The 26,311-nt window shown below is 69.8% G+C and carries 17 protein-coding genes; 12 read left to right on the top strand and 5 right to left on the bottom strand.

Going from position 1 to position 26,311, the window contains the following annotated elements; genetic code table 11:
- The first annotated feature begins 72 nt into the window (after positions 1-72).
- On the top strand, positions 73-2,010 hold the full coding sequence (locus tag VJ693_RS17375) for a potassium transporter Kup (RefSeq protein ID WP_324156147.1): 1,938 nt from the start codon (positions 73-75) through the stop codon (positions 2,008-2,010).
- Here VJ693_RS17375 and gshA read toward each other — a convergent pair.
- The 4 genes from gshA to VJ693_RS17355 form a co-directional block, all read right to left on the bottom strand.
- Positions 2,007-3,302, bottom strand: a complete 1,296-nt coding sequence (gene gshA / locus VJ693_RS17370; RefSeq protein WP_324156145.1) for a glutamate--cysteine ligase — start codon at positions 3,300-3,302, stop codon at positions 2,007-2,009. The two genes, VJ693_RS17375 and gshA, sit on opposite strands and share 4 nt — an antisense overlap.
- 104 nt (positions 3,303-3,406) lie before the next feature.
- Positions 3,407-4,939 carry an ammonium transporter gene (locus VJ693_RS17365; protein ID WP_324156144.1) on the bottom strand — a complete coding sequence of 511 codons (1,533 nt, stop codon included), beginning with the start codon at positions 4,937-4,939 and terminating at the stop codon, positions 3,407-3,409.
- A gap of 29 nt (positions 4,940-4,968) precedes the next feature.
- A complete protein-coding gene (gene glnK / locus VJ693_RS17360; RefSeq protein WP_324156142.1) occupies positions 4,969-5,307 on the bottom strand; it encodes a P-II family nitrogen regulator in 339 nt (112 codons plus the stop codon).
- 38 nt (positions 5,308-5,345) lie between these two features.
- Positions 5,346-6,065: a TorF family putative porin gene (locus tag VJ693_RS17355; RefSeq protein WP_324156140.1), complete on the bottom strand. Its 720-nt coding sequence runs from the start codon at positions 6,063-6,065 to the stop codon at positions 5,346-5,348.
- Between the two features lie 250 nt (positions 6,066-6,315).
- Here VJ693_RS17355 and VJ693_RS17350 point away from each other — a divergent pair, with 250 nt between their 5' ends.
- Positions 6,316-7,863: a YifB family Mg chelatase-like AAA ATPase gene (locus VJ693_RS17350; protein ID WP_324156139.1), complete on the top strand. Its 1,548-nt coding sequence runs from the start codon at positions 6,316-6,318 to the stop codon at positions 7,861-7,863.
- Positions 7,864-7,888: 25 nt separating this feature from the next.
- On the opposite strand, the gene VJ693_RS17345 is transcribed toward VJ693_RS17350, so the two are convergent.
- Entirely contained in the window at positions 7,889-8,887 is a 999-nt protein-coding gene (locus VJ693_RS17345; protein WP_324156138.1) for a glycosyltransferase family 1 protein, read from the bottom strand.
- A gap of 320 nt (positions 8,888-9,207) precedes the next feature.
- Between VJ693_RS17345 and VJ693_RS17340 the strand changes: the two genes are divergently transcribed.
- The 10 genes from VJ693_RS17340 to VJ693_RS17295 all read left to right on the top strand — a co-directional run bounded on the left by VJ693_RS17340 (position 9,208) and on the right by VJ693_RS17295 (position 26,306).
- Positions 9,208-9,993, top strand: a complete 786-nt coding sequence (locus VJ693_RS17340; RefSeq protein ID WP_324156136.1) for an ABC transporter permease — start codon at positions 9,208-9,210, stop codon at positions 9,991-9,993.
- Between the two features lie 10 nt (positions 9,994-10,003).
- The gene (locus tag VJ693_RS17335; RefSeq protein WP_324156134.1) at positions 10,004-10,678 is read left to right on the top strand and encodes an ABC transporter ATP-binding protein; all 675 of its coding nucleotides are present in this window, start codon (positions 10,004-10,006) and stop codon (positions 10,676-10,678) included.
- Positions 10,675-11,772, top strand: a complete 1,098-nt coding sequence (locus tag VJ693_RS17330; protein WP_324156132.1) for a capsular biosynthesis protein — start codon at positions 10,675-10,677, stop codon at positions 11,770-11,772. The genes VJ693_RS17335 and VJ693_RS17330 overlap by 4 nt, the downstream gene beginning before the upstream one ends.
- A gap of 5 nt (positions 11,773-11,777) precedes the next feature.
- Positions 11,778-13,547 (top strand): polysaccharide biosynthesis/export family protein, encoded by a 1,770-nt coding sequence (locus VJ693_RS17325; RefSeq protein ID WP_324156131.1) that lies wholly within the window; start codon positions 11,778-11,780, stop codon positions 13,545-13,547.
- A gap of 74 nt (positions 13,548-13,621) precedes the next feature.
- Entirely contained in the window at positions 13,622-16,258 is a 2,637-nt protein-coding gene (locus VJ693_RS17320) for a glycosyltransferase (protein WP_324156130.1), read from the top strand.
- Positions 16,259-16,265: 7 nt separating this feature from the next.
- Positions 16,266-20,600, top strand: coding sequence for a glycosyltransferase family 2 protein (locus VJ693_RS17315; RefSeq protein WP_324156128.1), 4,335 nt, complete (start codon positions 16,266-16,268; stop codon positions 20,598-20,600).
- Between the two features lie 116 nt (positions 20,601-20,716).
- The gene (locus tag VJ693_RS17310; protein WP_324156126.1) at positions 20,717-22,378 is read left to right on the top strand and encodes a sulfotransferase family 2 domain-containing protein; all 1,662 of its coding nucleotides are present in this window, start codon (positions 20,717-20,719) and stop codon (positions 22,376-22,378) included.
- A gap of 4 nt (positions 22,379-22,382) precedes the next feature.
- Positions 22,383-23,621, top strand: a complete 1,239-nt coding sequence (locus VJ693_RS17305) for a hypothetical protein (RefSeq protein ID WP_324156125.1) — start codon at positions 22,383-22,385, stop codon at positions 23,619-23,621.
- Positions 23,611-24,588, top strand: coding sequence for a glycosyltransferase family 2 protein (locus VJ693_RS17300; protein WP_324156123.1), 978 nt, complete (start codon positions 23,611-23,613; stop codon positions 24,586-24,588). Before VJ693_RS17305 ends, VJ693_RS17300 begins: the two co-directional genes overlap by 11 nt.
- Positions 24,579-26,306 carry a beta-1,6-N-acetylglucosaminyltransferase gene (locus VJ693_RS17295; RefSeq protein WP_324156122.1) on the top strand — a complete coding sequence of 576 codons (1,728 nt, stop codon included), beginning with the start codon at positions 24,579-24,581 and terminating at the stop codon, positions 26,304-26,306. The genes VJ693_RS17300 and VJ693_RS17295 overlap by 10 nt, the downstream gene beginning before the upstream one ends.
- Positions 26,307-26,311 lie beyond the last annotated feature (5 nt).

The raw sequence follows: 26,311 nt of genomic DNA, 5'->3' as shown, positions 1-26,311 counted from the left end.
CGCTTCACAATTCTTTATGCGATCCTGATGCCCTTGCCGCGACCATGCGGGCGGTTCAAACAGGGAACGTCCATGACCGCATCCACCCCGGCCACCGCGTCGGCGACCAATGCCCCGGCCGCCGCCGCCCCGGCGGGCCATCTGCCCCGCTCGTCGCTCGGCGCGCTGACCCTGGCAGCGATCGGCGTCGTCTACGGCGACATCGGCACCAGCCCGCTGTACACCGTCAAGGAGATCTTCTCGCCGGCCATCGGCTTGGCCCCGACCCCCGACAACCTGATCGGCTCGGTGTCGGTGATCTTCTGGGCGCTGATGCTGGTCGTCACGCTGAAATACGTGACGCTGATCCTGCGCGCCGACAACCGCGGCGAGGGTGGCGCGCTGGCGCTGACGGCGCTGGCGGCGCACGCGGTGGCGCACAAGCCGCGGCTGCGCTTTGCGCTGCTGTCGCTGGGCGTGTTCGGCGCCACGCTGTTCTACGGCGACAGCGTGATCACCCCGGCGATCTCGGTGCTTGGCGCGATGGAGGGCCTGGAGGTGGTCTCGACCGACCTGAAGGCCTGGGTGTTGCCGCTGTCGATCGGCGTGCTGGTCGGGCTGTTCGTCGTGCAGCGCTTCGGCACCGCCGCGGTCGGGCGCGCGTTCGGCCCGGTGATCGTGCTGTGGTTCGTCGTGCTGGCCGTCAGCGGCATCGTCCACATCGCCGAACAGCCGGGGATCCTGGTGGCGCTGAACCCGCTGCGCGCCTGGCACTTCCTGGCGGGGCAGGGCTGGCGGGTCTTCGCGCTGGTCGGCGCCGTCGTGCTGGCGATCACCGGCACCGAGGCGCTGTATGCCGACATGGGCCACTTCGGCCGCCTGCCCATCCAGCTCGCCTGGAGCGGGCTGGTGCTGCCGTCGCTGGCACTGAACTACCTGGGCCAGGGCGCGCTGCTGATGGGCGACCCGGCGGCGATCGACAACCCGTTCTACCGCATGTTCCCGTCCGACTGGGTGCTGCCGTCGGTGGGGCTGGCGACGCTGGCGGCGATCATCGCCTCGCAGGCGGTGATCTCGGGCGCCTACTCGATGACGCGCCAGGCGATCCAGCTCGGCTACCTGCCGCGCATGACCGTGCGGTTCACCTCGGCGCGCGAGATGGGCCAGATCTACATGCCGGCGGTGAACTGGGCCCTGCTGGCCGGCGTGATCGGCGCGGTGGTCGGCTTCGGCAGCTCGTCGGCGCTGGGCGGTGCCTATGGCATCGCGGTGACGCTGACGATGCTGATCACGACCGTGATGACCTTCTTCGTCGTGCGCGACGGCTGGCGCCTGCCGGCGCCGCTGGCCTGGGGCGCAACGCTGTTCTTCCTCACGCTCGACACGCTGCTGGTGGCCAGCTGCGCGGTCAAGCTGCTCGACGGCGGCTGGTTCCCGCTCGCGCTCGGCCTGGGCCTGTTCCTGCTGATGAGCACCTGGGCCCGAGGGCGCGCGCTGGTGATGGACAGCATCCAGCGCGACGGACTGGACCTCGCACCGTTCATCGCGAGCCTGGACCCGTCGGACCTGCAGCGCAGCACGCGCACGGCGGTCTACCCCGTGGCCAACGCCGAGATGGTGCCGCAGGCACTGCTGCACAACCTGAAGCACTACCAGGTGCTGCACGAGCGCAACGTGATCCTGACCGTGCACTACGAGGAGGTGCCCTGGGTGCCCGAGCAGGAACGCGTGACGGTGAAGGCGCTCGGCAACGACTTCTGGCGCGTGACGCTGCACTTCGGCTTCATGGAGACGCCCGACGTGCCGCAGGCCCTCACGTTGGCCGAGGAACAGGGCCTGCGCGTGCCGGCCTTCGAGACCAGCTACTTCCTCAGCCGTGAGACGGTGGTGCCGACGCCCGGTGTCGTCGGCATGGCGGGCTGGCGCGAGCGCATCTTCGCGGCCATGACGCGCAACGCCAAGAGCGCGGCCGAGTACTTCCGGCTGCCCGACAACACGGTCGTCGAGCTCGGCACCCGGGTGCAAATCTAGTCGTAGGTTTCTGCGTTCGGGTCGGTGGCCTCGAGCTCATAGGCCGCTGCCAGCATCGCCAGCCTGCCGATCACGCCGTACATGTAGAAGCGGTTCGGCGCGCTGGCGCCCGGCTTCTCGCCGGGCCGCGGCAGGTGGTGGCTCTCGGCAAAGGCCAGCGGGACGAAGCTGGCGCCGGGGGCGTTCAGGTTCTCGTCGATGCCGCGGTCGGCGTGGATGCGGTAGAAGCCGCCGACGACGTAGCGGTCGATCATGTAGACCACCGGCTCGGCCACCGCGTCGTTGACGCGCTCGTAGGTCGGCACGCCTTCCTGGATGATCACCTCGGTGACCTGGCGGCCATCCTTGGCGACATCCATCTTGTTGCGCGCGCGGCGGTTGACGTCCTCGAGCTCCTTCGCGTCGCGCACGGTCATGATGCCCATGCCGTAGGTGCCGTTGTCGGCCTTGACGACGACGAAGGGCTTCTCATTGATGCCGTATTCCTTGTGCTTGCGGCGGATCTTCGACAGCAGCGCGTCGACGTTGGTCTGCACGCAATCCAGCCCCGTGCCGGCCTGCCAGTCGACCTGGCCGCAGCGGCTGTACATCGGGTTGATCAGCCACGGGTCCATGCCCAGCAGCTTGGCGAACTTCTTCGCCACCTCCTCGTAGGCGTGGAAGTGGTTCGACTTGCGTCGCGTCGACCAGCCGGCGTGCAGCGGCGGCAGCAGGTACTGCTCGTGCAGGTTCTCGAGCACCTTGGGCACGCCGGCCGACAGGTCGTTGTTCAGCAGGATGGTGCAGGGGTCGAAATTCTTCAGCCCCAGCCGGCGCTTGCTGCGCAGCAGCGGCTCGAGCGTCAGGTGGCCGCCGTCGGGCAGGTCCAGCGTGGTCGGCTCGGTGACGGTCTCGTCCAGCGTGCCCAGGCGCACGTTCAGGCCGGCAAGCGAGAAGATCTGCATCAGCCGCTGCAGGTTCATCAGGTAGAACTTGTTGCGGTCGTGCTTCTCGGGCACCAGCAGCAGGTTCTTCGCCTCGGGGCAGATCTTCTCGATCGCCGCCATGGCGGCCTGCACCGCCAGCGGCAGCATGTCGGGCGTCAGGTTGTTGAAGCCGCCGGGGAAGAGGTTGGTGTCGACCGGCGCCAGCTTGAAGCCGGCGTTGCGGATGTCCACCGAGCTGTAGAACGGCGGCGTGTGCTCCATCCATTCGAGCCGGAACCAGCGCTCGATCGCCGGCATCGACTCCAGGATGCGCTGTTCCAGCTCGTTGATGGGGCCGGTGAGCGCGGTGACGAGGTGCGGGACCATGGCGGCGATGGAGCAACAGGGAAGATCGATTCTGGCAGATGGGGTCGGTGCGCCAAATGAAAAGGCCGCCCGGAGGCGGCCTTGGCTCGGTAAACCGAATGGCGTTATTTGTTGTACGCCGTTTCGCCGTGAGACGTGATGTCCAGGCCCTCGCGCTCCTCGTCTTCCGGCACCCGCAGGCCGATGACCAGGTCGACGATCTTGTAGGCGACCAGCGAGACGACACCCGACCAGACGACGGTGATCAGCACCGCCTTGGCCTGCACCCAGACCTGGCTGGCGATCGAATAGGCGTCCGGCGTGATCATCGCGACGGTCGTCCAGTCGGCCACCGCGCTCGGGCCGCCCAGGTTGGGCGAGTTGAACACGCCGGTCAGCAGCGCACCCAGGATGCCGCCCACGCCGTGCACGCCGAACACGTCCAGCGTGTCGTCGGCGCCCAGCAGGCGCTTCAGGCCGTTCACGCCCCACAGGCAGGCGAAGCCGGCGACCAGGCCGATGATCAGCGCACCGCCGACGCCGACGTTGCCGGCGGCCGGGGTGATCGCAACCAGGCCGGCCACCGCGCCGGACGCGGCGCCCAGCATCGAGGCCTTGCCCTTGTGCAGCGCTTCGCCAGCGGACCACGACAGCACCGCGGCGGCGGTGGCGACGAAGGTGTTGATGAAGGCCAGCGCGGCATAGCCGTTGGCTTCCAGCGCCGAGCCCGCGTTGAAGCCGAACCAGCCCACCCACAGCAGGGCGGAGCCCACCATGGTCAGCGTCAGGCTGTGCGGTGCCATCGATTCCTTGCCGTAGCCGATGCGCTTGCCCACCATGTAGGCGCCCACCAGGCCCGCGACGGCGGCGTTGATGTGCACCACGGTGCCGCCCGCGAAGTCCAGCGCGCCCATTTGCCAGATGTAGCCGGCCTTGCCGTTCATCTCGTCGACGACCGCGGCGCTGGAGTAGGCATCGGGGCCCATCCAGAACCAGACCATGTGCGCGATCGGGGCGTAGCTGAAGGTGAACCACAGCGCCATGAACAGCAGCACGGCCGAGAACTTGATGCGCTCGGCGAACGAGCCGACGATCAGCGTGCAGGTGATGCCGGCGAACGTGGCCTGGAACGCGGCGAAGACGATCTCGGGGATGTAGACGCCCTTGCTGAACGTGGCGGCGTTGGCGAAGGTGCCGGCCACGTTGTCCCAGATGCCCTTCATGAACAGCCGGTCGAAGCCGCCGATGAAGGCATTGCCCTCAGTGAAGGCCAGGCTGTAGCCGTAGATGGCCCACAGCACGACGATCATCGAGAAGGTGACCATCACCTGCATCAGCACCGACAGCATGTTCTTGCTGCGCACCAGGCCGCCGTAGAACAGCGCCAGGCCCGGCACGGTCATCATGATGACCAGCAGCGTGGAGACCATCATCCAGGCGGTGTCGCCCTTGTTCGGCACCGGCGCCGGGGCGGCGGCGGCCGAAGCCGCGGCTTCCGCCGGCGCGGCGGCTGCGGGCGCGGAGGCCGATGCGTCGGCCGCCGGCGCGCTCGCCGTGGCGGCCGCCGGTGCCGAGGCGGCGCTGTCCTGCGCCATCGATACCCCGGCGAAACCCAGGGCCGCGAGGCCCAGGGCGAGAGAGGCAATCAGTTTTCTCATGGTGTGTGCTTGTCTCGGGTGTTGTCGTGTCAGAGAGCGTCGTTGCCGGTCTCGCCAGTGCGGATGCGCACGACCTGCTCCAGGGCGGAGACGAAGATCTTCCCGTCGCCGATCTTGCCGGTGCGGGCCGAGGCCTCGATGGCCTCGATCACGCGATCGACGAGCGCATCGTCGATCGCGGCTTCGATCTTCACCTTCGGCAGGAAGTCGACCACGTACTCCGCGCCGCGGTACAGCTCGGTGTGGCCCTTCTGACGGCCGAAGCCCTTCACTTCTGTCACCGTGATGCCCTGCACGCCGATGGCGCTCAGGGCCTCACGCACTTCGTCCAGCTTGAACGGCTTGACGATGGCGGTCACCATCTTCATTTGCTTGCTCCTTGGGTTGGGCTTCAGAAGCTGCGGCTTCAGAAGTTGTACTTGACACCGACGACCATGCTGGACTTGCCCAGGTCCTTGCCGTTCGGTGCCACGTAGTTCGGCGTGCTGGTGCCGACGAAGGCGACGCTGGGCACCAGTCCGTTGAAGTCCTTGCTGAAGGTCAGCGAGTAGTCGTTGTACGACGCGGCCGGGGTGTTCTCGACCCGCTGGTGGCCGGCGTGGGGCGTGATCGAGATCCCGTACGGGCCTTCGAGGGTCGCCGCGATCTCGAGGTACCAGCTGCTCTTGCTGTCGGCGAAGCCGAACAGGTTGGTCAGGCTTTGCGAGTACTTGGCGGTGACGATGTCGTAGGTCAGCGCCCCGTAGACCTCGGTCGTGTTGGCGCTCGGGTGCAGGTCGTTGCCCGGGTACTGGTAGGTCAGCGCGCCGACGTCCAGCGTCAAGCCCTTGTAGACCTCGCCCTTCCAACCGCCGTAGACGTCCAGCTCGACATCGGCGTTGCCGCCGGCATCGTCGATCCACTTGATCTGCGAGCCCCAGGCGCCGAGGTACAAGCCGGCCGGCAGGCCGAGGTCGACGCCCGCCTGGACGGCGGGATGCAGCCGGGTCTGCGAGATGCCGCGATAGCGGTAGTCGCTGACGACGCCGGCGTTGAACGCCAGCGACGTGTCGGCGGCCAGGGCCAGGCTGGGGGCGAAGGCGCCGGCGCACAGGGCGGCGGCGATCAGGGCACGGATCTTGGTCATAGGTTCCACTCCTCAGGGCGATAGCGCTCCGGCTTCGTCTTTGCAGCTTCCGTGCCACACCACGTTCTTGGGGGACGACCAGGCCGCGACACATCCCGGTGCGCACCGCTCTGCCATGAGTGCACCAATAGTGGGCTATCTGGATACGAATCACCAAACTTGTGCGACACCGAGGCCCCCCAAGCGGGGGAAAGCCCTCGCCGGGCTGCCGCTCGCACAATCCCGGGGATCACTGGGGAGGTTCGAACACATGTCGTTGGCCGTCGTCGCCAGCCGCGCCCTCGACGGGCTGGCGGCGCCCGAAGTCCGTGTCGAGGTGCACCTGGCCAATGGCCTGCCGAGCTTCACGCTGGTCGGCCTGGCCGACACCGAGGTCAAGGAGGCGCGTGAGCGGGTTCGCGCCGCGCTGGCCGAGAGCGGCTTTGCGTTTCCGCACAACAAGCGCATCACCGTGAACCTGGCGCCGGCCGATCTGCCGAAGGAGTCCGGCCGCTTCGACCTTCCGATCGCGCTCGGCATCCTGGCCGCGCAAGGGCTGATCGATGCCGCCCGGCTGGCGGGCGTCGAGTTTGCCGGCGAGTTGTCGCTGGCCGGGGAGCTGCGGCCGGTGCGCGGTGCACTGGCGCTGGCCTTGGCCGCGCGCGACGCTTCCCCGCGCCCGACGCTGGTGCTGCCTGCGGCGAGTGCCGCCGAGGCGGCGCGGGTCGACGGGCTGGACATCCGCGCGGCGCGCCACCTGGTCGAGGTGGTGCAGGCGCTGCAGCCGGCGGGCGAGTCCGGTGCGCCGGACGGCCGTGGCCTGGACCTGCCGCGCGCCCGGGCCGAGCCGGCGCCGGGCGTCACCGGCGCAGCCGATCTGCGCGACGTGAAGGGCCAGGCCGCCGCCAAGCGCGCGCTCGAGATCGCGGCGGCCGGCGGCCATTCGGTCCTGCTCGTCGGCCCGCCCGGCACCGGCAAGTCGATGCTGGCGCAGCGCCTGCCCGGCTTGTTGCCGCCGATGGACGACGACGAGGCGCTGGCCACCGCGGCGCTGCAAAGCATCTCGGTCGGCGGCTTCGACGCCGCTCAGTGGCGCACGCGGCCGGTGCGCGCGCCGCACCACAGCGCGAGCGCGGTCGCGTTGGTGGGCGGCGGCTCGCCGCCCCGCCCGGGCGAGATTTCGCTGGCCCACGGTGGCGTGCTGTTCCTCGACGAACTGCCCGAATTCCCGCGGATGGCGCTGGAGGCCCTGCGCGAGCCGCTCGAAACCGGCCAGATCACGATCAGCCGGGCGGCGCGCCAGGCGCAGTACCCGGCGCGCTTCCATCTGGTCGCGGCGATGAACCCCTGCCCCTGCGGCTGGCTCGGCGCATTCGCCGCCACGGGCAAGAGCTGCCGCTGCACGCCCGAGGCGGTGGCGCGCTACCAGGGCAAGCTGTCCGGCCCGTTGCTGGACCGCATCGACATGCAGGTCGAGGTGCCGGCGGTGGCGCCGGCCGAGCTGATGGGAACGGCCGACGGCGAGCCCAGCGCCGCGGTGGCCGGGCGGGTCGCGGCCGCACGGCAGCGCCAGCGGGCACGCCAGCCGGTGCCCAACGGCGCCATCGCCGCCGGGGAGCTGGATGCGCTGTGCCGGCTCGAGCCGGCGGCGGCGCAGTTCCTGCAGGCCGTGGCCGCGCGCCTGGGCTGGTCCGGCCGCAGCCTGCACCGCGTGATGAAGCTGGCGCGCACGATCGCCGACCTGGACGCTGCCGAGACAGTCGGCGTCGCGGCGGTCGCCGAAGCGGTGCAGTACCGGCGCGCATTGCCCGGGGCCTAGGGTTGGCCCGCGGACGAGCGCCTGGTCAGCCGAAGCGGGCGCGGGCCGCGGCAACGCATGCCGCGCGCCCGGCGGGGTCGCCGGCCCAGCGCACGATCGCGTCGACCCAGGCCTCGGGCTCGTTCGGCAGCAGCGCGCCGTCGACGCCGTCGCGCACGAAGCCTTCGTACGGCGGCACACGGCTGTACAGGCCGAGCGCGCCCTGGCGGGTGTAGTCGGCGAACTTGACCGGCCCGCGCGCCGCATTGAACACGCCCGGCAACAGCGGTGCGAGGCCGATGTCCGCCGGATGGGCGGCCGTGTGGGCGAGGTAGCTGTCCCAGCGCATCGGGTGCAGCACGGCGACGCGCGGCAGATCCCGGAAGCGCCGGTTCACCGGCAACTCCCCGAAGAGCTCGACATGGGTGTGCTCGCAGCGGCGCTGCACCTCGGCGACGACCGGATGCAGCCAGTCGATCTCGCGCTGGTGCGAGGCGGTGCCGTGGTAGACCACGCGCACCGCCGGCCGCGGCCGGACCAGCGCGGCGGGCGGCGCGAAGGGCAGCACGGTCGGCGCCTGTGCGCCGTACTTGCGCGCCAGCGGCTCGGTCGCGACCCACCACTGGCTGCCCATCTGCTCGAACCACGGGCGCTGCGACAGCGCCAGCCGGTGGATCTTGTGGGCATAGCTGCCGGCCAGCTCGGCCAGCGCGGCGGGGTCGAGCAGGTCGTCGTCGAGGAACCAGGCCAGGCCGGCCAGCTCGTGCCGCTGGCGCTCGATCGCCTGGCGCCACGGGGCGTGCAGGTAACGCTGCACGACAACGAAGTCGCCCGGTTCGATCTGCCCGGTGTGTGGCGGCTGGCGTGCGTCCAGGCGCCGGACCGGCGGGCCCAGCGTGGCCAGCCAGGGCGCCAGGATGTAGTCGCCGCTGGGCGTGCCGCCCTCTTCGAGCAGCAGCAGCCGGCGCGCGCCAGCGGCGTCGGCCGGCGTGCCGGGCGGCGGCACCACGCGCGCGCGGCTGCCGAACAGGCGGCGCCAGATCATTGCCGGGCGCTCCTGGCCGGCCGGGCAGAGTCTGGCGAACGAAAGAAGATGTTCATCGTGGCGTCGCGCATTGTGGACGGGTTGCGGGCGCCCGGGGCGCCGGCGGCGGGTGAGTACAAGTCCCCCCAATTCGTGCAGCACCGCGCGCCGCGCTGAGGGCAGAATGGCATCGCGAACGACAAAGCACGCGCCGGCACGGCGCCGCCCGCGGAGGGACACCCGCTGATATTTGCTGACAGACTGCTCCGGGGCCCTGCGACGGTGTCGGATAGAGTTCCCGCTTTGCCGGCGCGCTGGATCGGCAACGCCCACACCCGACAATGACACGCAGTTCCTGGCAGATCGAGAAAGCCGTCGTCTTCGCGCTCATCCTGCGCGAGCTGAAGACGCGCTTCGGCAATCGCATGGTCGGCCTGTTCTGGGTGCTGTTCGAGCCCATGGCCAACATTGGGGTGATGCTGGTGCTGCGCATCGTCGTTCGCCAGCGCACGGCCGGGGTGATGATCGACGTGGCGGTCTACCTGGTGATCGCGATGATCCCCTTCTTCATCTTCCGCAACATCTGGTTCCGGATGATGAATGCGATCGATGGCAACGCCGGCCTGTTCGGCTATCGCCAGGTCAAGCCGGCCGATGCGATGGCCGCCCGGGCGATCATGGAGGTGGTGATGTACGCCATGATCTTCGTCGCCTTCATGCTGATCTTCGCGTGGATGGACTATCGCGCGGTGCCGGGGCGGCCGCTGGAGTACCTGGGCGTGGTGTCCGTGTTCATTCTGTGGGGCGTCGGGCTGGGCCTGATGTCGGCGGTCGGCGTGAAGAAGGCGCCGGCGCTGAGCACGTTCCTGCAGCTGACCTCGTTCCCGCTGTACATCACCTCGGGCGTGCTGATCCCCATCAACAGCTTCCCGCCGCTGGCCATCCAGATCCTGATGTGGAACCCCTTGCTTCACCTGGTCGAGCTGTCGCGCTGGGCATTCTTCCCGACCTACCACCCGCTGATGGGCGTCAACATCGAGTACCCGCTGTCCGTCGGGCTGCTGCTGCTGTTCCTCGGCGTGTCGGTGTTCTGGGTCAACCGACAGCGCGTGCTGATGCGGGCATGAGGGGCGGGCGATGATCGAGCTGCGCAACCTGACCAAGTCGTACCCGACGCCGCATGGGCGCAAGTACGTCTTTCGTGACCTCAATTTCACGCTGCCCAGCGGCTCGGGTGTCGGCCTGATCGGACGCAACGGCGCCGGCAAGTCGACCTTGCTGAACCTGCTGGGCGGCCTGGACGTGCCCGACCATGGTGAAGTCATCACGAACGAGAGCATCTCGTGGCCGGTGGGCCTGTCGGGCGGCTTCCAGGGCTCGCTGAGCGCGCGCGACAACACCCGCTTCGTCTGCCGGGTGTTCGGGGCCACCGGGCCGTTGATGCGCGAGAAGGTGGCGTATGTCGAGTCCTTCGCCGAGATCGGCGATTACTTCGACCTGCCCATGCGCTCGTACTCCCCCGGCATGCGTGCGCGGGTGGCCTTCGGCATCAGCATGGCCTTCGACTTCGATTACTACCTGATCGACGAGGTCATGGCGGTAGGCGACCCGCTGTTCCGCAAGAAGGCGGCACAGGTCTTCCGGGAGAAGCTGGCCGGCGCCGGCGTGATCCTGGTCTCGCACAACCACAAGGACATCAAGGACCTGTGCAGCACGGTGGTGTTCATCCACAACGGGCACGCATCGGTCTACGACGATGTCGACGAGGGCCTCGCGGCTTTCCAGGAATTACTCAAGGCACCGCAATCATGAAGGCAAAAGCATTCACGCCCCGGCGACTCAAGATCGCGCTGATCGCGGTGCCGATGCTGCTCGGGATCGTCTACTACACGCTGATCGCATCCGACCGCTACACCAGCGAGTCGATCGTTGCCGTCAAGTCGGCCGTGGTCTCGGCCAGCCCCGGTGGGGCGATCTCGCTCGGCACCGGCACCGGCCTGCTGTCCTGGGAAGACACGCTCTACCTGCTCGACTACGTGCACTCGGGGACGCTGGCGCGCGAACTGAACGACAGGTTGAAGCTGCGCGACCATTACGAGCAGCCTCGCGCCGACATCTTCTACCGCCTGTGGCCGGGCACCAGCATCGAGTGGTTCGTCAAGTACTACCGTTCACGTGTCGAGCTCGAGTTCAGCGACATCAACGGCCTGCTGACGATCCGCACGCAAGGCTTCGACCCGGAGATGGCCGAGAAGCTCAACCGGGCGATCCTGGATTCGTCCGAGCGCTTCGTCAACGACTTCTCGCACCGCGTCGCGGCCGAGCAGATGAAGTTCTCGCAAGGCGAGTTCGAGGCCGCCTCGGTCAAGCTGCAGGCGGCCAAGGCCAAGCTGGTGGCCTTCCAGACGGCCAACAAGATCCTCGATCCGATTGCCCAGACGAGCGCTGCCAGCGCATTGACCGCCGAGTTGCAGGCGACCGTTGCCCGCCTCGAGGCGGATCTGAAGAACAAGCTGGCTTTCATGCAGCCCGATGCCCCGCAAGTGGTGACGCTGCGCGACCAGATTGCCGCCAACAGGGCCCAGCTCGAGGCTGAGAAGGCGCGCACGACCAACGGGCAGGGCGGCGACCGGCTCGGCACCCTGAACGTCGAGTACCAGAACCTGCAGCTCGCCTCGGTCATCGCCGAGGACGCCTACAAGTCTTCCAATGCCGCGCTCGAGGCGGCCCGCATCGAGGCGGCCCGCAAGCTCAAGAGCCTGGTCATCGTCGAGGCGCCGACCAGGGCCGAGACGGCCGAATACCCGCGCCGGATCTACAACCTGCTCACGCTGCTCGCGCTGTGTGCCATCGTCTATTCGGTGGTCCGGCTGATCGTCGCCACCATCCAGGAACATCAGGACTGAACGCCATGAACCGTCTTAATTTGCGCGCCCTGATCGCGGCCCTGAGCCTGAGTGTGCTGGCGAGCCTCGCAGGCGCCCAGACCTCGTCGCAGCCGATCCCCACCCACTCGACGCCGCCGACCGGCACGCAGACCACCACGACCCCCACCACGCCGACGCCGACGCCGAACACCGGCGTGCCGACCGCCGGCACCTCGGCCCAGCCGCAATCACCGGTGCCGGTGGGCGCGCCGGTCGTCGCGCCGCCGCAGCCCGCGACACCGCTGCCTCCGACGCCGACCACCACCACCGGCGCCAAACCCATCGTGTTCGGCTCGCAGATGTTCAGCGGCCGCTTCGGCGCGGTCACGTTCAGCGGTTTCAACCCGGACTACCAGCTGGCGGTTGGCGACAACGTTCTGGTCCGGCTGTGGGGGGCGACGAGCTACGAGGCGGTGCAGCCGATCGACGCCCAGGGCAACATCTTCGTGCCCAACGTCGGCCCGGTGAAGGTCGTCGGCGTGCGCAACGGTGACCTGAACCAGCTCGTCGACACGGCGGTGAAGAAGGTCTTCCGCGCCAATGTGGGCGTCTACGCGACGCTGCAGGCCGCGCAGCCGGTCAAGGTGTACGTGACTGGCTTCGTGCGCGCGCCGGGGCTGTATGGCGGGCTGTCGTCCGACTCGGTCTTGTACTACCTCGATCGCGCCGGCGGCATCGACTCCGATCGCGGCAGCTACCTGGCGGTGGACGTGATGCGCAACGGCAAGCTGCGCGCGCGCGTCGACCTGTACCAGTTCCTGCTCAAGGGCCAGATCGAGGCCCTGCAGCTGCAGGACGGCGACACCATCGTCGTGCCGCCGCGCCATCACGCCGTGGTGGTGTCGGGCGAGGTGCTGAACCCCTACCAGTTCGAGCTGAGCAAGCCGCAGATCACCGGAGCCGAATTGATGGCGCTGGCGCAGCCGAACCCGAACGCGACGCACATCAGCATCGTCCGCTCGATCGGTGCCGAGCGGCGCAGCGAATACCACCCGATCGAGAAGGCGGCCGAGGTCGTGATTCAGGCGGGCGACACGGTCGGCGTGACGGCCGACAAGTACCCCGCGACCATCCTCGTGCGCATCGACGGGGCGCATCTGGGCGAGCGTTCGTTCGTGATGCCCTACGGCTCGCGCCTGAAGGACGTCGTGGCGCGGCTGAAGCCGGCGCCGCAGGCCAACATGGATGCGCTGCAGCTGTATCGCCTGTCCGTGGCGGCCAAGCAGAAGGAAAGCCTGGACCAGACCCTGCGTGGGCTGGAGGTGGCCGCTCTGACGGCACGCTCGTCGACGATGGAAGAAGCCAACCTGCGCAGGACCGAGGCGGATCTGATCCTGCAGTTCGTCGAACGTGCGCGGACCATCGTGCCCAAGGGCCAGGTCGTGCTGGCCAGCAAGGAGCAGGCCGGCGAGACCGTGATGGAAGACGGCGATGTCGTACGCCTGCCCGAACTCAGCAACCTGGTCGCCGTCAGCGGCGAGGTCACTTTCGCCAACACGCTCGTCTACAACGCCAACTACGACGTCGACAACTACATCGACCTGGTCGGCGGCTACACCCAGCGCTCGGACCGCAGCAAGATTCTGCTGCTGCGGCCGGACGGCAGCATTGCGCAAAGCGGCGCCAAACCGGGGCCGGGCGACGAGATCATCGTGTTCCCGAAGGTCGAGACCAAGTGGGTCGAGGTCGCGCGTGGCATCACGTCGATCCTCTACCAGCTCGCGATCTCGGCCAAGGTGCTGACCACCTTCTGATGGCAGGTGCCGGCGCGCGGCCCCGTCGGGCCGGCGCCGGGTGAAGGATCGGATGGAACCGGGGGGCTGAGCTGGTGATTGCGGTACCCAAGCGCGCCTTCGACGCCCAGGTGATGCTGCAATGCATTCGCCTGGTGCGCGCGGTCAACCGCGTGTGGGGCAAGCGTCAGGCGCTGCTGTCCTTCGAGATCGAGCTGACGCGGCACCTGGGCCTGTTCGACCGCGAGCACTACCTGTCGCAGATCGAGCCGAGCGAGCTGCGCGGCATGTCGCCGCTGCGCCACTACGTGACGGTCGGCGATGCGGCCAACCTGTCGCCGACGCCGCTGTTTGACCTGCGCCACTACGATGCCCACTGCGGCCGGCGCCATGGCATCAACCGGTTGCTGCACTACGGGCTGGTCGCGCGCTTCCAGGGCCTGTCGCCAACGCCCTGGTTCGACGCCGAGTACTACCTGCAAAGCAACCCCGACGTCGCCCAATCCGGCCTCGACGCGCTGGAGCATTTCCAGCGCTGGGGTTGGCGCGAGGGGCGCAGCCCGTTGCCCGGGGTCGACATGCGGCGTCTGCTCGGCTCCCAGCCGGGCCTGCGGGTCGCCAAGGGCAACCCGCTGTCGCTGTTCGCTTCCGGCCACCTGGCGCACCACCTGAAGGGGCTGGACCGCGAGCCGCGCCTGCCACCGCCGGCGCCGACGGCGGCCAACGTGGCCGATGCGGACATGCTCGAGCCGGCGCGCTGGGCCGGGCTGCAGCCACGGCCGCGCACGGCCGAGCCGACGGTCGATGTGATCATCCCGGTGTACGGCGGCGCCCAGGAGACGCTGCGCTGCCTGTGGACGGTGCTGACGGCCCCGGTCACGACGCCGCACGAGGTGATCGTCATCAACGACGCCGGCCCGGTGCCCGAGCTGAACGCGATGCTGCGCAGCCTGGCCGGGCGCGACCTGTTCACGCTCGAGCAGCACCGCCTCAACCAGGGCTTCGTCAAGACCGTCAACCAGGGCTTGCGCCTGCACCGCGAGCGCGACGTGGTGATCCTCAACAGCGACACCGAGGTCTACAACGACTGGCTCGATCGCCTGCTCAAGCACGCTGCCGACCATCCGCGCCTGGCCACCATCACGCCGCTGTCGAACAACGCGACGATCTGCAGCTACCCCGAGACGCTGTCCGACAACCGGCTCGGGCTGGAGATCGGGCACGCGGAAATCGACCGCCTGGCCGCCGAGGTCAACCCGGGCAAGCACGTCAACACGCCGACCGGCGTCGGCTTCTGCATGTACATGCGGCGCGAGTCGATCCGCGACGTCGGCCTGCTCGACGAGCGCCACTTCGGCCGCGGCTACGGCGAGGAGAACGACTTCTGCCAGCGCGCGATCCGCCGCGGCTGGAGCAACGCGCTGGCTTGCGACGTCTACGTGCGCCACGTCGGCTCGGTCAGCTTCAAGGGTGAAGCGGCCGAGCGCACGGCCAAGGCGATCAGGACCCTGGCGCGGCTGCACCCGCACTACGAGACCGACGTGGCGCGCCACATCGACGAGGATCCGGCCTGGGTCTTCCGTGCGCGCATCGACCTGGCGCGCCTGAAGCGCCTGAAGGCCAGCCGCAATGTGCTGCTGGTGTGCCACAACCGCGGCGGCGGCACCGAGCGCCATCTGCTCGAGCAGTCGCAGCATCTGCTGGCCCAGGGCGCGGCCGCCTTCGAGCTGCGGCCCTCGCACGAGGCCGGCTGCGTCGCACTGCTTCACCCCGGCCTGTACGGCCTGCAGAACCTGGCCGCGCTGCCACTGCGCATCGACGGCATGCTGGAAGAAGCACTGCGCGAACTGTCGATCAGCGAGATCCACCTGCACCACCTGATCGACTTCCCGAGCGGCACGGCGCAGCACCTGCTCGGCGCCGCCCAGCGCATGGGCCTGGCGATCCGACTGGCCGTGCACGACTATTACGCCGTCTGCCCGCGGGTCAACCTGGTCACGCCGGACGGCCGGCATTGCGGCGAGCCCAGCGCGGCCGACTGCAACCGCTGCCTGGCGCAAGACAAGCTGATCGAGCAGACCGGCCCGATCGAGGCCTGGCGCGCGGAATCCCTGCACCTGCTGATGGCCGCACAGCAGGTGGTCGTGCCGTCCACCGACGTCGCGCGCCGCCTGGCGCAGATGGCGCCGCAATTGCGGGTGAGCGTCGAGCCGCACGAGGACGACCCGCCGCCGCGCGAGTCGCCGCCGTTGATGCTGGTGCCGGATGAATCCTTGCGCGTGCTGGTGATCGGCGCGATCAGCCGCATCAAGGGCTACGACGTGGTGCTGGGCCTGGCCCAGGCGGTGCGCAGGCGCGGGCTGCCGTTGAAAATTTCGCTGCTCGGCTACTCGATGGACGATCCGCGCCTGGCGGACCACGGCGTTACGCTGCTCGGCCGCTATTTCGACAATGAACTGCTCGAGAAGGTCAGCGCCGCCGACCCCCACATCGTGCTGATTCCATCGATCTGGCCCGAGACCTATTGCTACGTGCTGTCCGGCGCGTTGCGCAGCGGCCGCCGCATCGCCGTGTTCGACCTGGGCGCCCAGGCCGAGCGCACCCGCCTGAACGACCCGCAGCACCTGCTGCTGCCGCTGGCGCTGGCCGACCAGCCGGACGCGCTGGCCGACCGCTTGCTTGGCGCCGCCACCCTCGAGTCCGAGGCGCCTCCCTTGAAATCGGCGGCATGATCGCTTCATGAGTTTTCCGTTCTTTCGCACGGCGGCTCCCGCGCAGACCGCTCCCGGCGCCGCCCCGGCCGAGGACGTGGCGGTGGCCGAAAGCGCCCCGCTCGGCCGACTCGTGGTCGAGCGGCTCGAAGGCGTGACGGTGGTCGGCTGGGCGGCCGGGCCGGATGGCCGGCCGGCCGACATCGAGCTGCTCATCGGCGGCCAGCCCGTCCCGGCCCGCGTCGAGGCGATGCATCGCCGGGACGTGCTCGATGCACTGGGGCTGACGGCCGACGTGGCGCTGGGCTTTCGGGTGGTGCTGCCGCCCTCGGTATGGGGCCGCGACGGCGCGCCTGCCGCCATCGTGGCGCTTCGGGGCGCGGATTTGTCGATGCCCGTGCCGCTGCCGGCGGCGCTCGATGCGGTCGCCGAGGCCCTGCGCGGGCAGCCTGGGCTGCAGGCCTGGGAGGAGCGCCTGGCCGAACTGGCCGGCCACGCCCGGGCCGTGGATGCCGAGATCCTGGCCCGCGCACCGGCGGGGGCGTGGCTGCAGGCGCAGGTTCGAGAGCGCGGCGGCTGGGCCGCGCTGGCGACGCTGGCGCAGCACCCCGGCGCCCGGCCGCAGGGGCACGTCGAGCGCGTCGACCTCGGCGTCGTCGAGGGGTGGGCGTGGCTCGCATGCCTGCCCGACGAGGCGATCGGCCTGCGCTGCGGGGGGCAGCCGGTGGATTGCGCAGTCATTCGCATCGAACGGGAAGACGTCCAGCGCGCGCTGAATTCGCCGCGCCGCCACCTCGGTTTCGAAATCGAGATTCCCGCCACTGTGTGGCAGCACGAGGCCGCAGCCGCCGGCGCACTGCAGCTGAGCGTGCACGTCGCCGGCCGCCCGCTCGCGGCGCAGCCGCTGGAGCTCGACCACGGCCGGCTCATGGCCTGGCTCGAGCACCAGCGCCGCGCCGAGGCCGCTGCCGGGCCTGGCGAGACCGACGACGAGCGGCGACATCGCCAGTACACGACGCTGCTGGTGATCGAGCACCTCGCCGCCGCCGGGCTGTGGAAAGCGCTGAACGACGAGCAGCGCCGGTTCGTGCTCGGCCAGGTCGAGCGCTACGGGGTGGCGGATCTGCTCGGCCCGGCGGTGGCCGAGCAGGTCGACGACACGACGGCCCTGGCGGGCCTCGCGGGGGGGCAGGACTACGCCACCATCACCGTCTGGCGCTTGCTGCGCGAGTTCAATGCCGCGCTCGATCGGGAACCGTCGCAGCCGCTGCAGGCGCTGCAGGCGGTGCTGCAAGGCGGCTCGGCCACAGGCACGATCGGCCAGCGCTTCCTCTGGTCGGTGATTCCCTACTTCTGTGGCCGGGGCCTTTATCCGTCGCTGCGGCCTTACTTGGACGTGGCCCGGCTGCGCGCGCTGGCGGCGTGCGAGTCCGCCTGGGAGCTGTCGCTGCTGCTGCCGGAGGCGGTGGCTTCGGCCGACTTCGCGCTCGCTGCGGCGGCGATGAAGAAGATCGCCGCTGGCAGCCCCGGCTGGCTGAACACCGAGTGCGTGGCCTGCGCGGTCCAGGGCACGGTGGCCGCCATCGGGCGAGGGCCGTTGCGCGATGACGCGGCCGCCGCGCTGCTGGAAGGTTTTCTGGATCTGCTCGGCACGCTGAGCGACGACGCCTATTGGTCCCGCTTGCACGACGAGCAGTTGATGGCCGCGCTGGTGTCGATGCTGGGCGACGCGACCGGCATCGCCGAGCCGCTCGCCACCCGGGCGGCTTGGCTGGCGGTCCGCTGTTACGCCCTGGTGCCTGACTTCTGGCGGGCGGCCGAGGCCGTCGCGCCGCCGGTCGGCGGCTGGCCGCCGCCGCTGCGGCAGGCACGCAGCCGATTCGAGTGCGTCGGCCGGGCACTGGCCCGCCGCCACCCGGGCTCAGGCGCCGAGGTGGTCGAACTGGCCCAGGCCATCGCGTGGCTGAGGTCGGCCACCAATGTCGACGCCGACCTGTTCGCGCGCGAGCTGGCGATGGCCGAGACCCTCCGTCCGGCGCCCGGCCGGTCGTCGCCGGCGGCGCCGCTGCTGCTGCACGCCGACAACGACCTGCTGCGCCTGGCCACCCACCCGGCGGCGAGCGAGGCGGTGACCCCTTCCGGGGTGACCCTGATCGACGAGATCCGCCGGCTGGCCGACGTGCCGGCGGTGCCGCGGCGCCCGGTCGTGGCCGAGCTGGTGCGGCGCTGCCTGGGCGCGAAGCCGGGCGAACCGCCGCTAGGCGCCGACGAGCGTTCGGCGCTGCGCAGCCTGAGCCAGCGTGCCAACCACTACCTCGGCGTGCGCCTGGCCTGTGCCGACTGGCTGCGCTGCCGCCCGCACATGGATGCCGGCCAGCGCGCCGAGCGCCTGATCGAGCTGCGCGAGTTGTGGGTGGCTGCCTTCGAAGACTGTCTCGACCTGCCGCAGCCCCCGGCGTCGTTGACCGCCAGCCACAGCCTGCTCGATGCAGCGCAGGCATCGCTGCCCGACGATGGCGTCGGCCGGGTCCTGGCCGAGTGGCGTGACCTGTTGCTGCGCCGCTATGGCGAGCGCGCCGGTCCGGCGTTGGCCAGCGCCTGTGCGGAGCCGGCGGTCGGGGAAGGTGCCTCCGGCCATTCGACGCTGGTGGCCATCTACTCGTGCCGGCGCAACCTGCCCACCCGGGTCCAGGCGATTCGCGACACCTGGGCACACGACCTCACGGCCCTGGGCATCCCGTGGATCGTCGTGGTCGGCGACGGCAACGGGCAGCTCGAGGGCGACGTGCTCGGCCTGGACGTGTCGGACGACTACGAGGCCTTGCCGGCCAAGACGCTGGCGCTGGTCGACTGGGTCCATCGGCACACGCGTTTCGAGCACCTGCTGAAGATCGACGACGATTGCCATTTCTCCGTCGAGGCGTATTTCGCCCAGGCGCCGTACCTGGCCCATCATTACCACGGGCGGCGCCTGCACCGCGGCATCGGCGGCACCGATCGGGTGTGGCACCAGCGCCGGTCGCGCACCGAGCGCGCCGCCCGGTCGACCGACAAGTCGCCCGAGCCGTCGATCTATGCCGACGGTGGCGCGGCCTACTGCCTGAGCCGGCACGCCATGGCCGAGCTTGCGCGGGCGCTGCAGACCACCCGCGGCGCCCGCCTGACGCGCAGCGCCTACCTCGAGGACAAGCTGCTCGGCGACCTGCTCGCCACGCGCGGCATCGGCTTGTCGAGCCACGGGCATTACACGCTGATCCGGCGGCGATTCGGCCCGGACGCCTTGCCGGTCAATGCCTTCGACAACCTGTTCTATCCCTCGCGCCAGAGCCCGACCCTGGTCACCCACCTGGACGGCCACACCGACTTGCCCCAGGTGCAGGCCGGGCTGGCAGGCGACCGGCTGCTGCCGCCGCGGGTGTGGCCGACGGCCGGCCCGGTGCGGCTTGGCGGCTCGGGCACCAACCAGCTCGAGCTGCTCAGCCCGCCCGGCCGGGTGGCGGCGCTGGCCGACGCGCCGGTGCTGCTGGTCGCGGTGGCGCGCAACGAGCGGCTGCTCGCGCCGCACTTCCTGCAGCACTACCGCGCGCTGGGCGTGCAGGCCTTTGCCTTCGTCGACAACCTGTCGGACGACGGCACGCGCGAGTACCTCGCGGCGCAGCCCGATGTGCTGCTGTACTCGGCGGACACCGAGTACAAGCACTCGCACTACGGCGTCAGCTGGCAGCAAGCGGTGCTGGGGGCGCAGGCGCTCGGCCAATGGGTCGTGCTGGCCGATCTCGACGAGTTCCTCGTCTACCCGGGCTGCGAGACCGTGCCGATCGAGCGCTGGATCGGCTCGCTCGAGGCTGCCGGCCACGATGCCGCGCGCGTGCTGATGGTCGACATGTACCCGGCCGGCGACCTCGACGCGGCGGACTTCTCGCAGCAGGCGCCGTTCGAGGCCGCGCCGTGCTTCGACCGCGAACCGCTGTTGCACTGGGCACTGGGCTCCGGCTGCTACTCGAACGGGCCGACCTACCTCAGCGCGCTGCGCCACCGCCTGATTCCCGATTCGGCGCCGAACCTCTACACCTCGCAGAAGATCGCGGTGTTCAAGTACCAGCCCTGGGTGCGACTGTCCGAGGGCCTGCACTATGCGAGCAACCTGCGGGTGGCGCCCGAGCCGGTCTGGTTCGCGCACTTCAAGTACCACGCCGGCTTTCGGCGCAAGGTCCGCACCGAGGTGGCCCGCAAGCAGCATTTCAACGGGGCCGAGGAGTACCGCAAGTACGCCGAGATGCTCGCCGAGGCACGGGCGGGGCTGTCGCAGGCGGGGGTGAGCGAAACCTATACAGGCAGCTCGAGCTGGTTGCCGCCGAGATGAATCGAACGAAGAAGCCAGGTGCAGCGACGGCGGCCGCTGCCGATGCCGACTTGCCGCCGTCGTTGTGGATCTGGCACTCGCTGGGTCGGACAGGGCGCTGGTTGCCGCAAGCACTGATGAGCGAACTCGGCTGCGCCGAACCCTTGATCGAGCCGTTCGGCGACGCCGGGCCGCACCACCTGCTGCGGCGCGAATGGCGGACCGACATGCCGCGGGAATCCGACGAGAAGCGCCTGCGCGCCGCGCTGGCCGACCGCCGGGCCGTGTCGCAGCAGGTCGATGATGTCGACGCGGGTTTCCTGAACGCCCTGGTCGCGGAGGCCGGGCGCGGCCCGAGGTGCCATCTGATCGTGTGCCTGGGTGACTCGACCCACCGGCTGGCCGATCGGCTGGCCGGCCTGACCGAGCGGCCAGCCGTCGCGACCCTGCTGCAGCAAGACCGTGCCGGCATCGAGAACCTGGCCTACGTCGAGGTGGCGTTGAGGCAGGGGGGGCGCGCGGTCCATCGACTCGCGCTCGAGGAGCTCGCGGTCGATGGCGGTGTCGACACACCGGCGTGGCAAGCGCTGCGGGCATTCCTGGGCGTTGCCAACCGGCCCGGGATCGTCGCCGGGGCTGGCGCCTCGTGGCCGACTCGGCTGCAGCGCGAACTGCAAGAGACTGGTGCGGCGCTCGACCCGAAGTGGCGCGACCTGCTGGCGCGCGAGACCCGCTGGATCGCCGGCATGGACCTGCCTCCGGCGACGCTGGCGCCGGTGGTCCGCGCGGCGGCGGGCGACGGCCAGCCGATCCGGCTGGTGAAGATCGACCGCTTGCCGGCGGTGTTGCGTGAAGGCGATGTGATCCGGCTGTCGGGGGCCGTGGTGCCGGTCGGCGCCGCCAGCCCGCAGCGCAAGCTGTTGCTGCGGCACGGCGAGCACCGCCAGCGCCTGGCCTGGGGGCAGGACTCGCCCGGCGTCGCCGCCCGGCTGCCCGGCGAATCCGCCGCCGCCCGGGCCCGTTTCAAGCCGGTGGCGCTGCCCGTGTCGCGGCGGCGGCCGGTGTCGCTGTCCTACTGCGCCGAACCGGGTGCCAAGCCGGTGCCGGTGGCCGAGCTGGCCTTCGAGCCGCACGGCCGGGAGGCGATCGAAGGCATCTACATTGCGCCCTGGTCGATCGGCTACCAGCCGATACCCAAGGCAGCATGCACCTCGATCAAGGAGATGCTCTTCCGGATGACCGTCGGCGAACCGTTCTCGTCGTCGCTGGCCGAGGGCGCGCGCCACGTGCACACTTACTTCACCCAGCGTCGCCGTGATGTCAGCGCCGCGGCGTTCCGTTTCGTGGTCGTGCGCGATCCGATCAAGCGCTTTCTGTCGGCCTACAGCAGCCGGGTGCTGCGCCACAAGGAACTGTCGCGCGCCAAGCTGCTGAACACGCCGCTCGACCCCGCACTGGACCTGGACGACTTTCCCTTCGACCCCGACCTCACCACCTTCGTCGATCGGTTCGACCTCTATCGCCGGATTCCGACCATCGCCCACCATTGCCAACCCATCAGCGAGTTCCTCGCCCCCTTGAGCGCCTTCGACAAGGTCTATCCGTTCGAACACCTGCGCGAGTTGGCAGGCGACCTGCAACGCCTGACCGGCGTGGCGGCCGAGCTGCCGCATTCGCAGCGCGCGCACCGGATCGCCTTGGCCGACGTTCCGCCGCGGATCTTCGACAAGCTGGTGCAGTTGTGCGCGTCGGACTACGAGATGCTGGCGGGCCTGTATTCGCCGGCGCAGCTGCGGTGATTCCATGCCGACACCGGTTTTCCACATCCACAGCCGAACCGAGATCTACGAGTCCCCGCTGAGCCCCAAGGCCTTCGGTACCGACAACTGGGGCAAGGTGAACGAGTTCCACCGCTTGGCGCCCGATGCGCCGATCGGCGAGGGCACGCGCTTCGAACAGGGCATGGTGTACGAGGCCTTCCACGCGGTCTTCGTGGCGCACCAGCCCTGGGAGGCGACGCGCTGGTTCAAGTACAACGTCGGCCTGATCCAGAAGGGCCGCGTGCTGTGGGAATGCCACACCCGCGAGGAGCTGCTCGACCGGCTGAATCTCGAGGTCCGCGCCCTGTACGCCTCGATGGCTCGGCACGGCTTTCTGCAGCAGGACGAGATCGCCCGGCGCGCGGCGCACGAGCCCGAAGTCTTCGCGCGTTTTGCCGGCGACAGCTACCACAGCAGCCTGAGCCCGACGCACGAGATCAAGCTCGGCGTCAACGAGCACGGCAAGCTGCTGTTCCTCGACGGCCGGCACCGGCTGGCGATTGCCAAGATCCTGGGATTGCCCCGGATCCCCGTGCGGGTGGTGTTCGTGCACCCGGCCTTCGTGCGCGGCCGCCGGCCTGCCGCTGCCAGCGACCCGGCGGCGATGACCGCCTTGCTGCACGAGCTGTTCGACGAGGTCGGCGCCCGCCACGCCCAACCCATCGAGTTCCTCAGCCAGGCCGACTACCTGGCGGCGTCGGCGCAAGGCATTGCCGACGGCCCCGCGAAGAACGCCGCGGCCCGCTGGGAGTACTACAAGAGCGCGATCGATTTCGTCCGGCTGTGCAAGCCGGCCGATGCCTCGGAGGTGATCGAATTGGGTGCCCAGGGTGTGCCGGTCGTCAAGGGCAGCGACACGCTCGATCCGACCGGCAAATGGGCCCCCCCCGGGCCGGGGACGGTTCACCATCACGAGCTGCGAAACCTGCCCTGGCCGCTGGCCGACAAGCGCTACACCGTGCTCGTCGCGCTGCGCGTGTTCCACCACCTGTGGCCCAGCCAGCGCGAGTGCTTTCTGGAGGCGCGGCGGGTCGCCCGCAACATCGTGATGGTGGTGCCCGAGCAATATGAGGCGCCGGCCAAGCGCGACACCTCGGCCGGCATTACCGAAGCCCAGTTCACCGAGTGGAACGACGGGGTGCCGCCGACCGTCTCGGTGCGCCTGCCGGGCTGGTTCGGCAGGATCTATTTCTGGAACGAGGAGGCGCTGGGTGCTCACTGATCGCGCCGCCGAACGGCGAATCGCCCGCCATCGGCACCAGCTCAAGCCGCAGACCGTGCGTGCCGGGGCGATCGCCGACGCCTGGAGCCTGCTCGTGTGCTGCGCGCGCAACGAGATGCCGCGCATGCCGGCCTTCCTGGCCCATTACCGGCGGCTCGGCGTCGGGCACTTCCTGGTGCTGGACAACCAGTCCGACGACGGCCTGCAGGACTACCTCGCGCAGCAGCCCGACTGCTCGACTTGGCTCGCCGACGGCAGCTACAAGGCGTCGAACTTCGGCATGGACTGGTGCAATGCGCTGCTCGCGCAGTACGGGGTCGGCAAGTGGTGCCTCACGGTCGACCCCGACGAGTTCCTCGTCTACCCGTACTGCGAGCAGCGCGATCTGCACAGCCTGACCGCCCGGATGGAGGCGATCGGCCAGCCGAGCCTGTTCGCCGTCCTGATCGACGCCTATGGCGAGGGCCCGCTGAGCCGCACCACGCTGACGCCCGATGGCGACCCGTTCGACATCTGCCCGTGGTTCGACCGTTTCAACCTGACCCAGCGCTTCGACCCCGAGACCGAGGGTTTCTGGGTCCAGGGCGGCGTGCGGATGCGGCGTTTCTTCGCTGATCGGCCCGAGCTGGCGCCGGCGCTGAACAAGGTGCCGCTGGTGCGCTGGGCCCCGGGCCTGCGCTACGTGTCTTCGATGCACCACCTGAACGACCGACGCCTGAACTGCACCGTGAACGGACGCAAGGATGCGGTGTCCGCGTCGCTTTTCCACTTCAAGTACGTGAGCCTGCTGCGCGACAAGGCCTCGGAGGAGATGGTGCGCGGCGAGCACTATGCCGGCAGCACCGAGTACAAGGCCTATTTCGACGCGGGCGACGTGGTGCTCCACGACCCGAGCATCTCGCTGCGCTTCGCCGGCAGCGAGCAGTTGCTGCAACTCGGGTTCATGCAGGCCGGCACATGGTTCTGACGAGCGACACCGACGCGGCGCGCGAGTCGAGGGGGCCCGTGGCCCGGCGGGTGCCGAGGCTCGCCGTGCTGCTGCTGTGCCACGAATCGCCCGCCCTGGTGGCTCGGGCGCTGGCCTCACCGTTCTTTACCAGCCCCGACGTCAAGGTCTACCTGCACTATGACGCGCGGCGGTCGGCGGCGGAGCGCGACGCCCTGGCCGGCGCGCTGCCGCCCGGGCTGCAGCACGCCTTCGTCGCCCAGCGGGTCGCCTGCGGCTGGGGCGACTACAGCCTGGTCGAGGCCACCCATCGGCTGCTGCGCGCCGCGACCGAGGATGCCGGCTTCCAGGCCGACCACCTGGTGCTGCTCAGCGCCAGCTGCGTGCCGATCCGGCCACTGGGAAGCCTGCAGGAGTTCCTGCGCCGGCGCGATGGCATCGACTTCATCCAGGCGGTCGATATCGCCCGCCGCAGCTGGGTCAAGGGCGGGCTGGAGAAGGAGCGCTTCGAGCTCCATTTCCCGTTCAACTTCAAGACGCAGCGCTGGCTGTTCGAGCGCGCCACCGCGCTGCAGCGCCGGCTCGGCATCCGGCGCCGGCCGCCCGAGGGCCTGCGGATCCACTTCGGCTCGCAATGGTTCTGCCTGACCCGCTCGACCGCGGCGGCCGTGACGGCCAGGCTGGCCGATCGAAGCCTGCAGGCCTTCTTTGCGGCAAGCTGGATCCCCGACGAGTTCGCGATCCAGTCGCTGGTGATGAGTGTCCAGCGGCCGGAACGCGTGGCGGGGCACAACCTGACCTACTACGAGTTCGACGACCAGGGCCGGCCGCTGGTGCTGGAAAACGGGCACTTCGATCATCTGCTGCGCCAGCCCTTCTTCTTTGCACGCAAGCTGTCGCCGCACGCGGGGCGCCTGGCCGAGCAGATCCATCGGCACGTGGCCACGCCCGAGCTCGACCTGAGCTACTTCGCTCGTGCCGGTTCGCCGACGAGCCATTACGCGCGCTTCCTGGCGCGCGCGCTGAATGTCGACGCGGCCCGGTCCAAGGTGGCCACCGTTCCCGATCGGTGGAGCGGCGTGATGGCCCTGAACGACCGGCCCTATCTGGTGCTCTACGGCAGCTCGCGCAAGCTGGTTGCCGACCTGGCGAAGCGCGCGCGCGCCGCGAACGCCACGCTGCCCGCCTTCGACTTCGTCTTCGACCCGCTGCACCTGACGCCCGCCGCCGAGGCGGTGACCTGGCGCGGCGTCCAGAGCGGCATGCGGGCCCGACGCGACCACGACCCGGCAGGCTTCATGCACGAGCTGGTCCACCTCGACGCGCACCGGTCGACCGCGATGGGCGTCGACCCGGCGGTGGCATCGTGGCTGCGCGACTTTGTCCTCTGGGACTCGCATGCCACGCTGGTGTGCTGCGAGCCGCGCGGGCTCGGCAAGCTCCAGCGCGCCGAAGCGGCGCTGCGCGACATCAGTGCCTACGAGGAGCCGTCGCTGTTCGAGCAGACGCTGCAGGCGGCGGCCGTTCCGGGCTGGCTGCCGCAGGACCACTTCGACCAGGCCCAGCGCGACCACAAGCACAGGTGCCGCTTCGCCCACATCGACGAGGTCTCCGTCGACGACCCGGACGAGACGCTGCGGGCCCTGCGCGCGGCCTGGTCGGCGCTGGACGGCTCGAGCTACTTCGAAGCGAGCGAGGCCGCCGCGCGCTCCCGCCTGTTCGGCGCCACGGGCCCGTAGCATCC

This window comes from Ideonella sp. (assembly GCF_035254525.1).
Classification (GTDB): Bacteria; Pseudomonadota; Gammaproteobacteria; order Burkholderiales; family Burkholderiaceae_C; genus Ideonella.
Note: the sequence above shows the minus strand (reverse complement) of the source record. Positions and strands in the feature narration are given on the sequence as shown.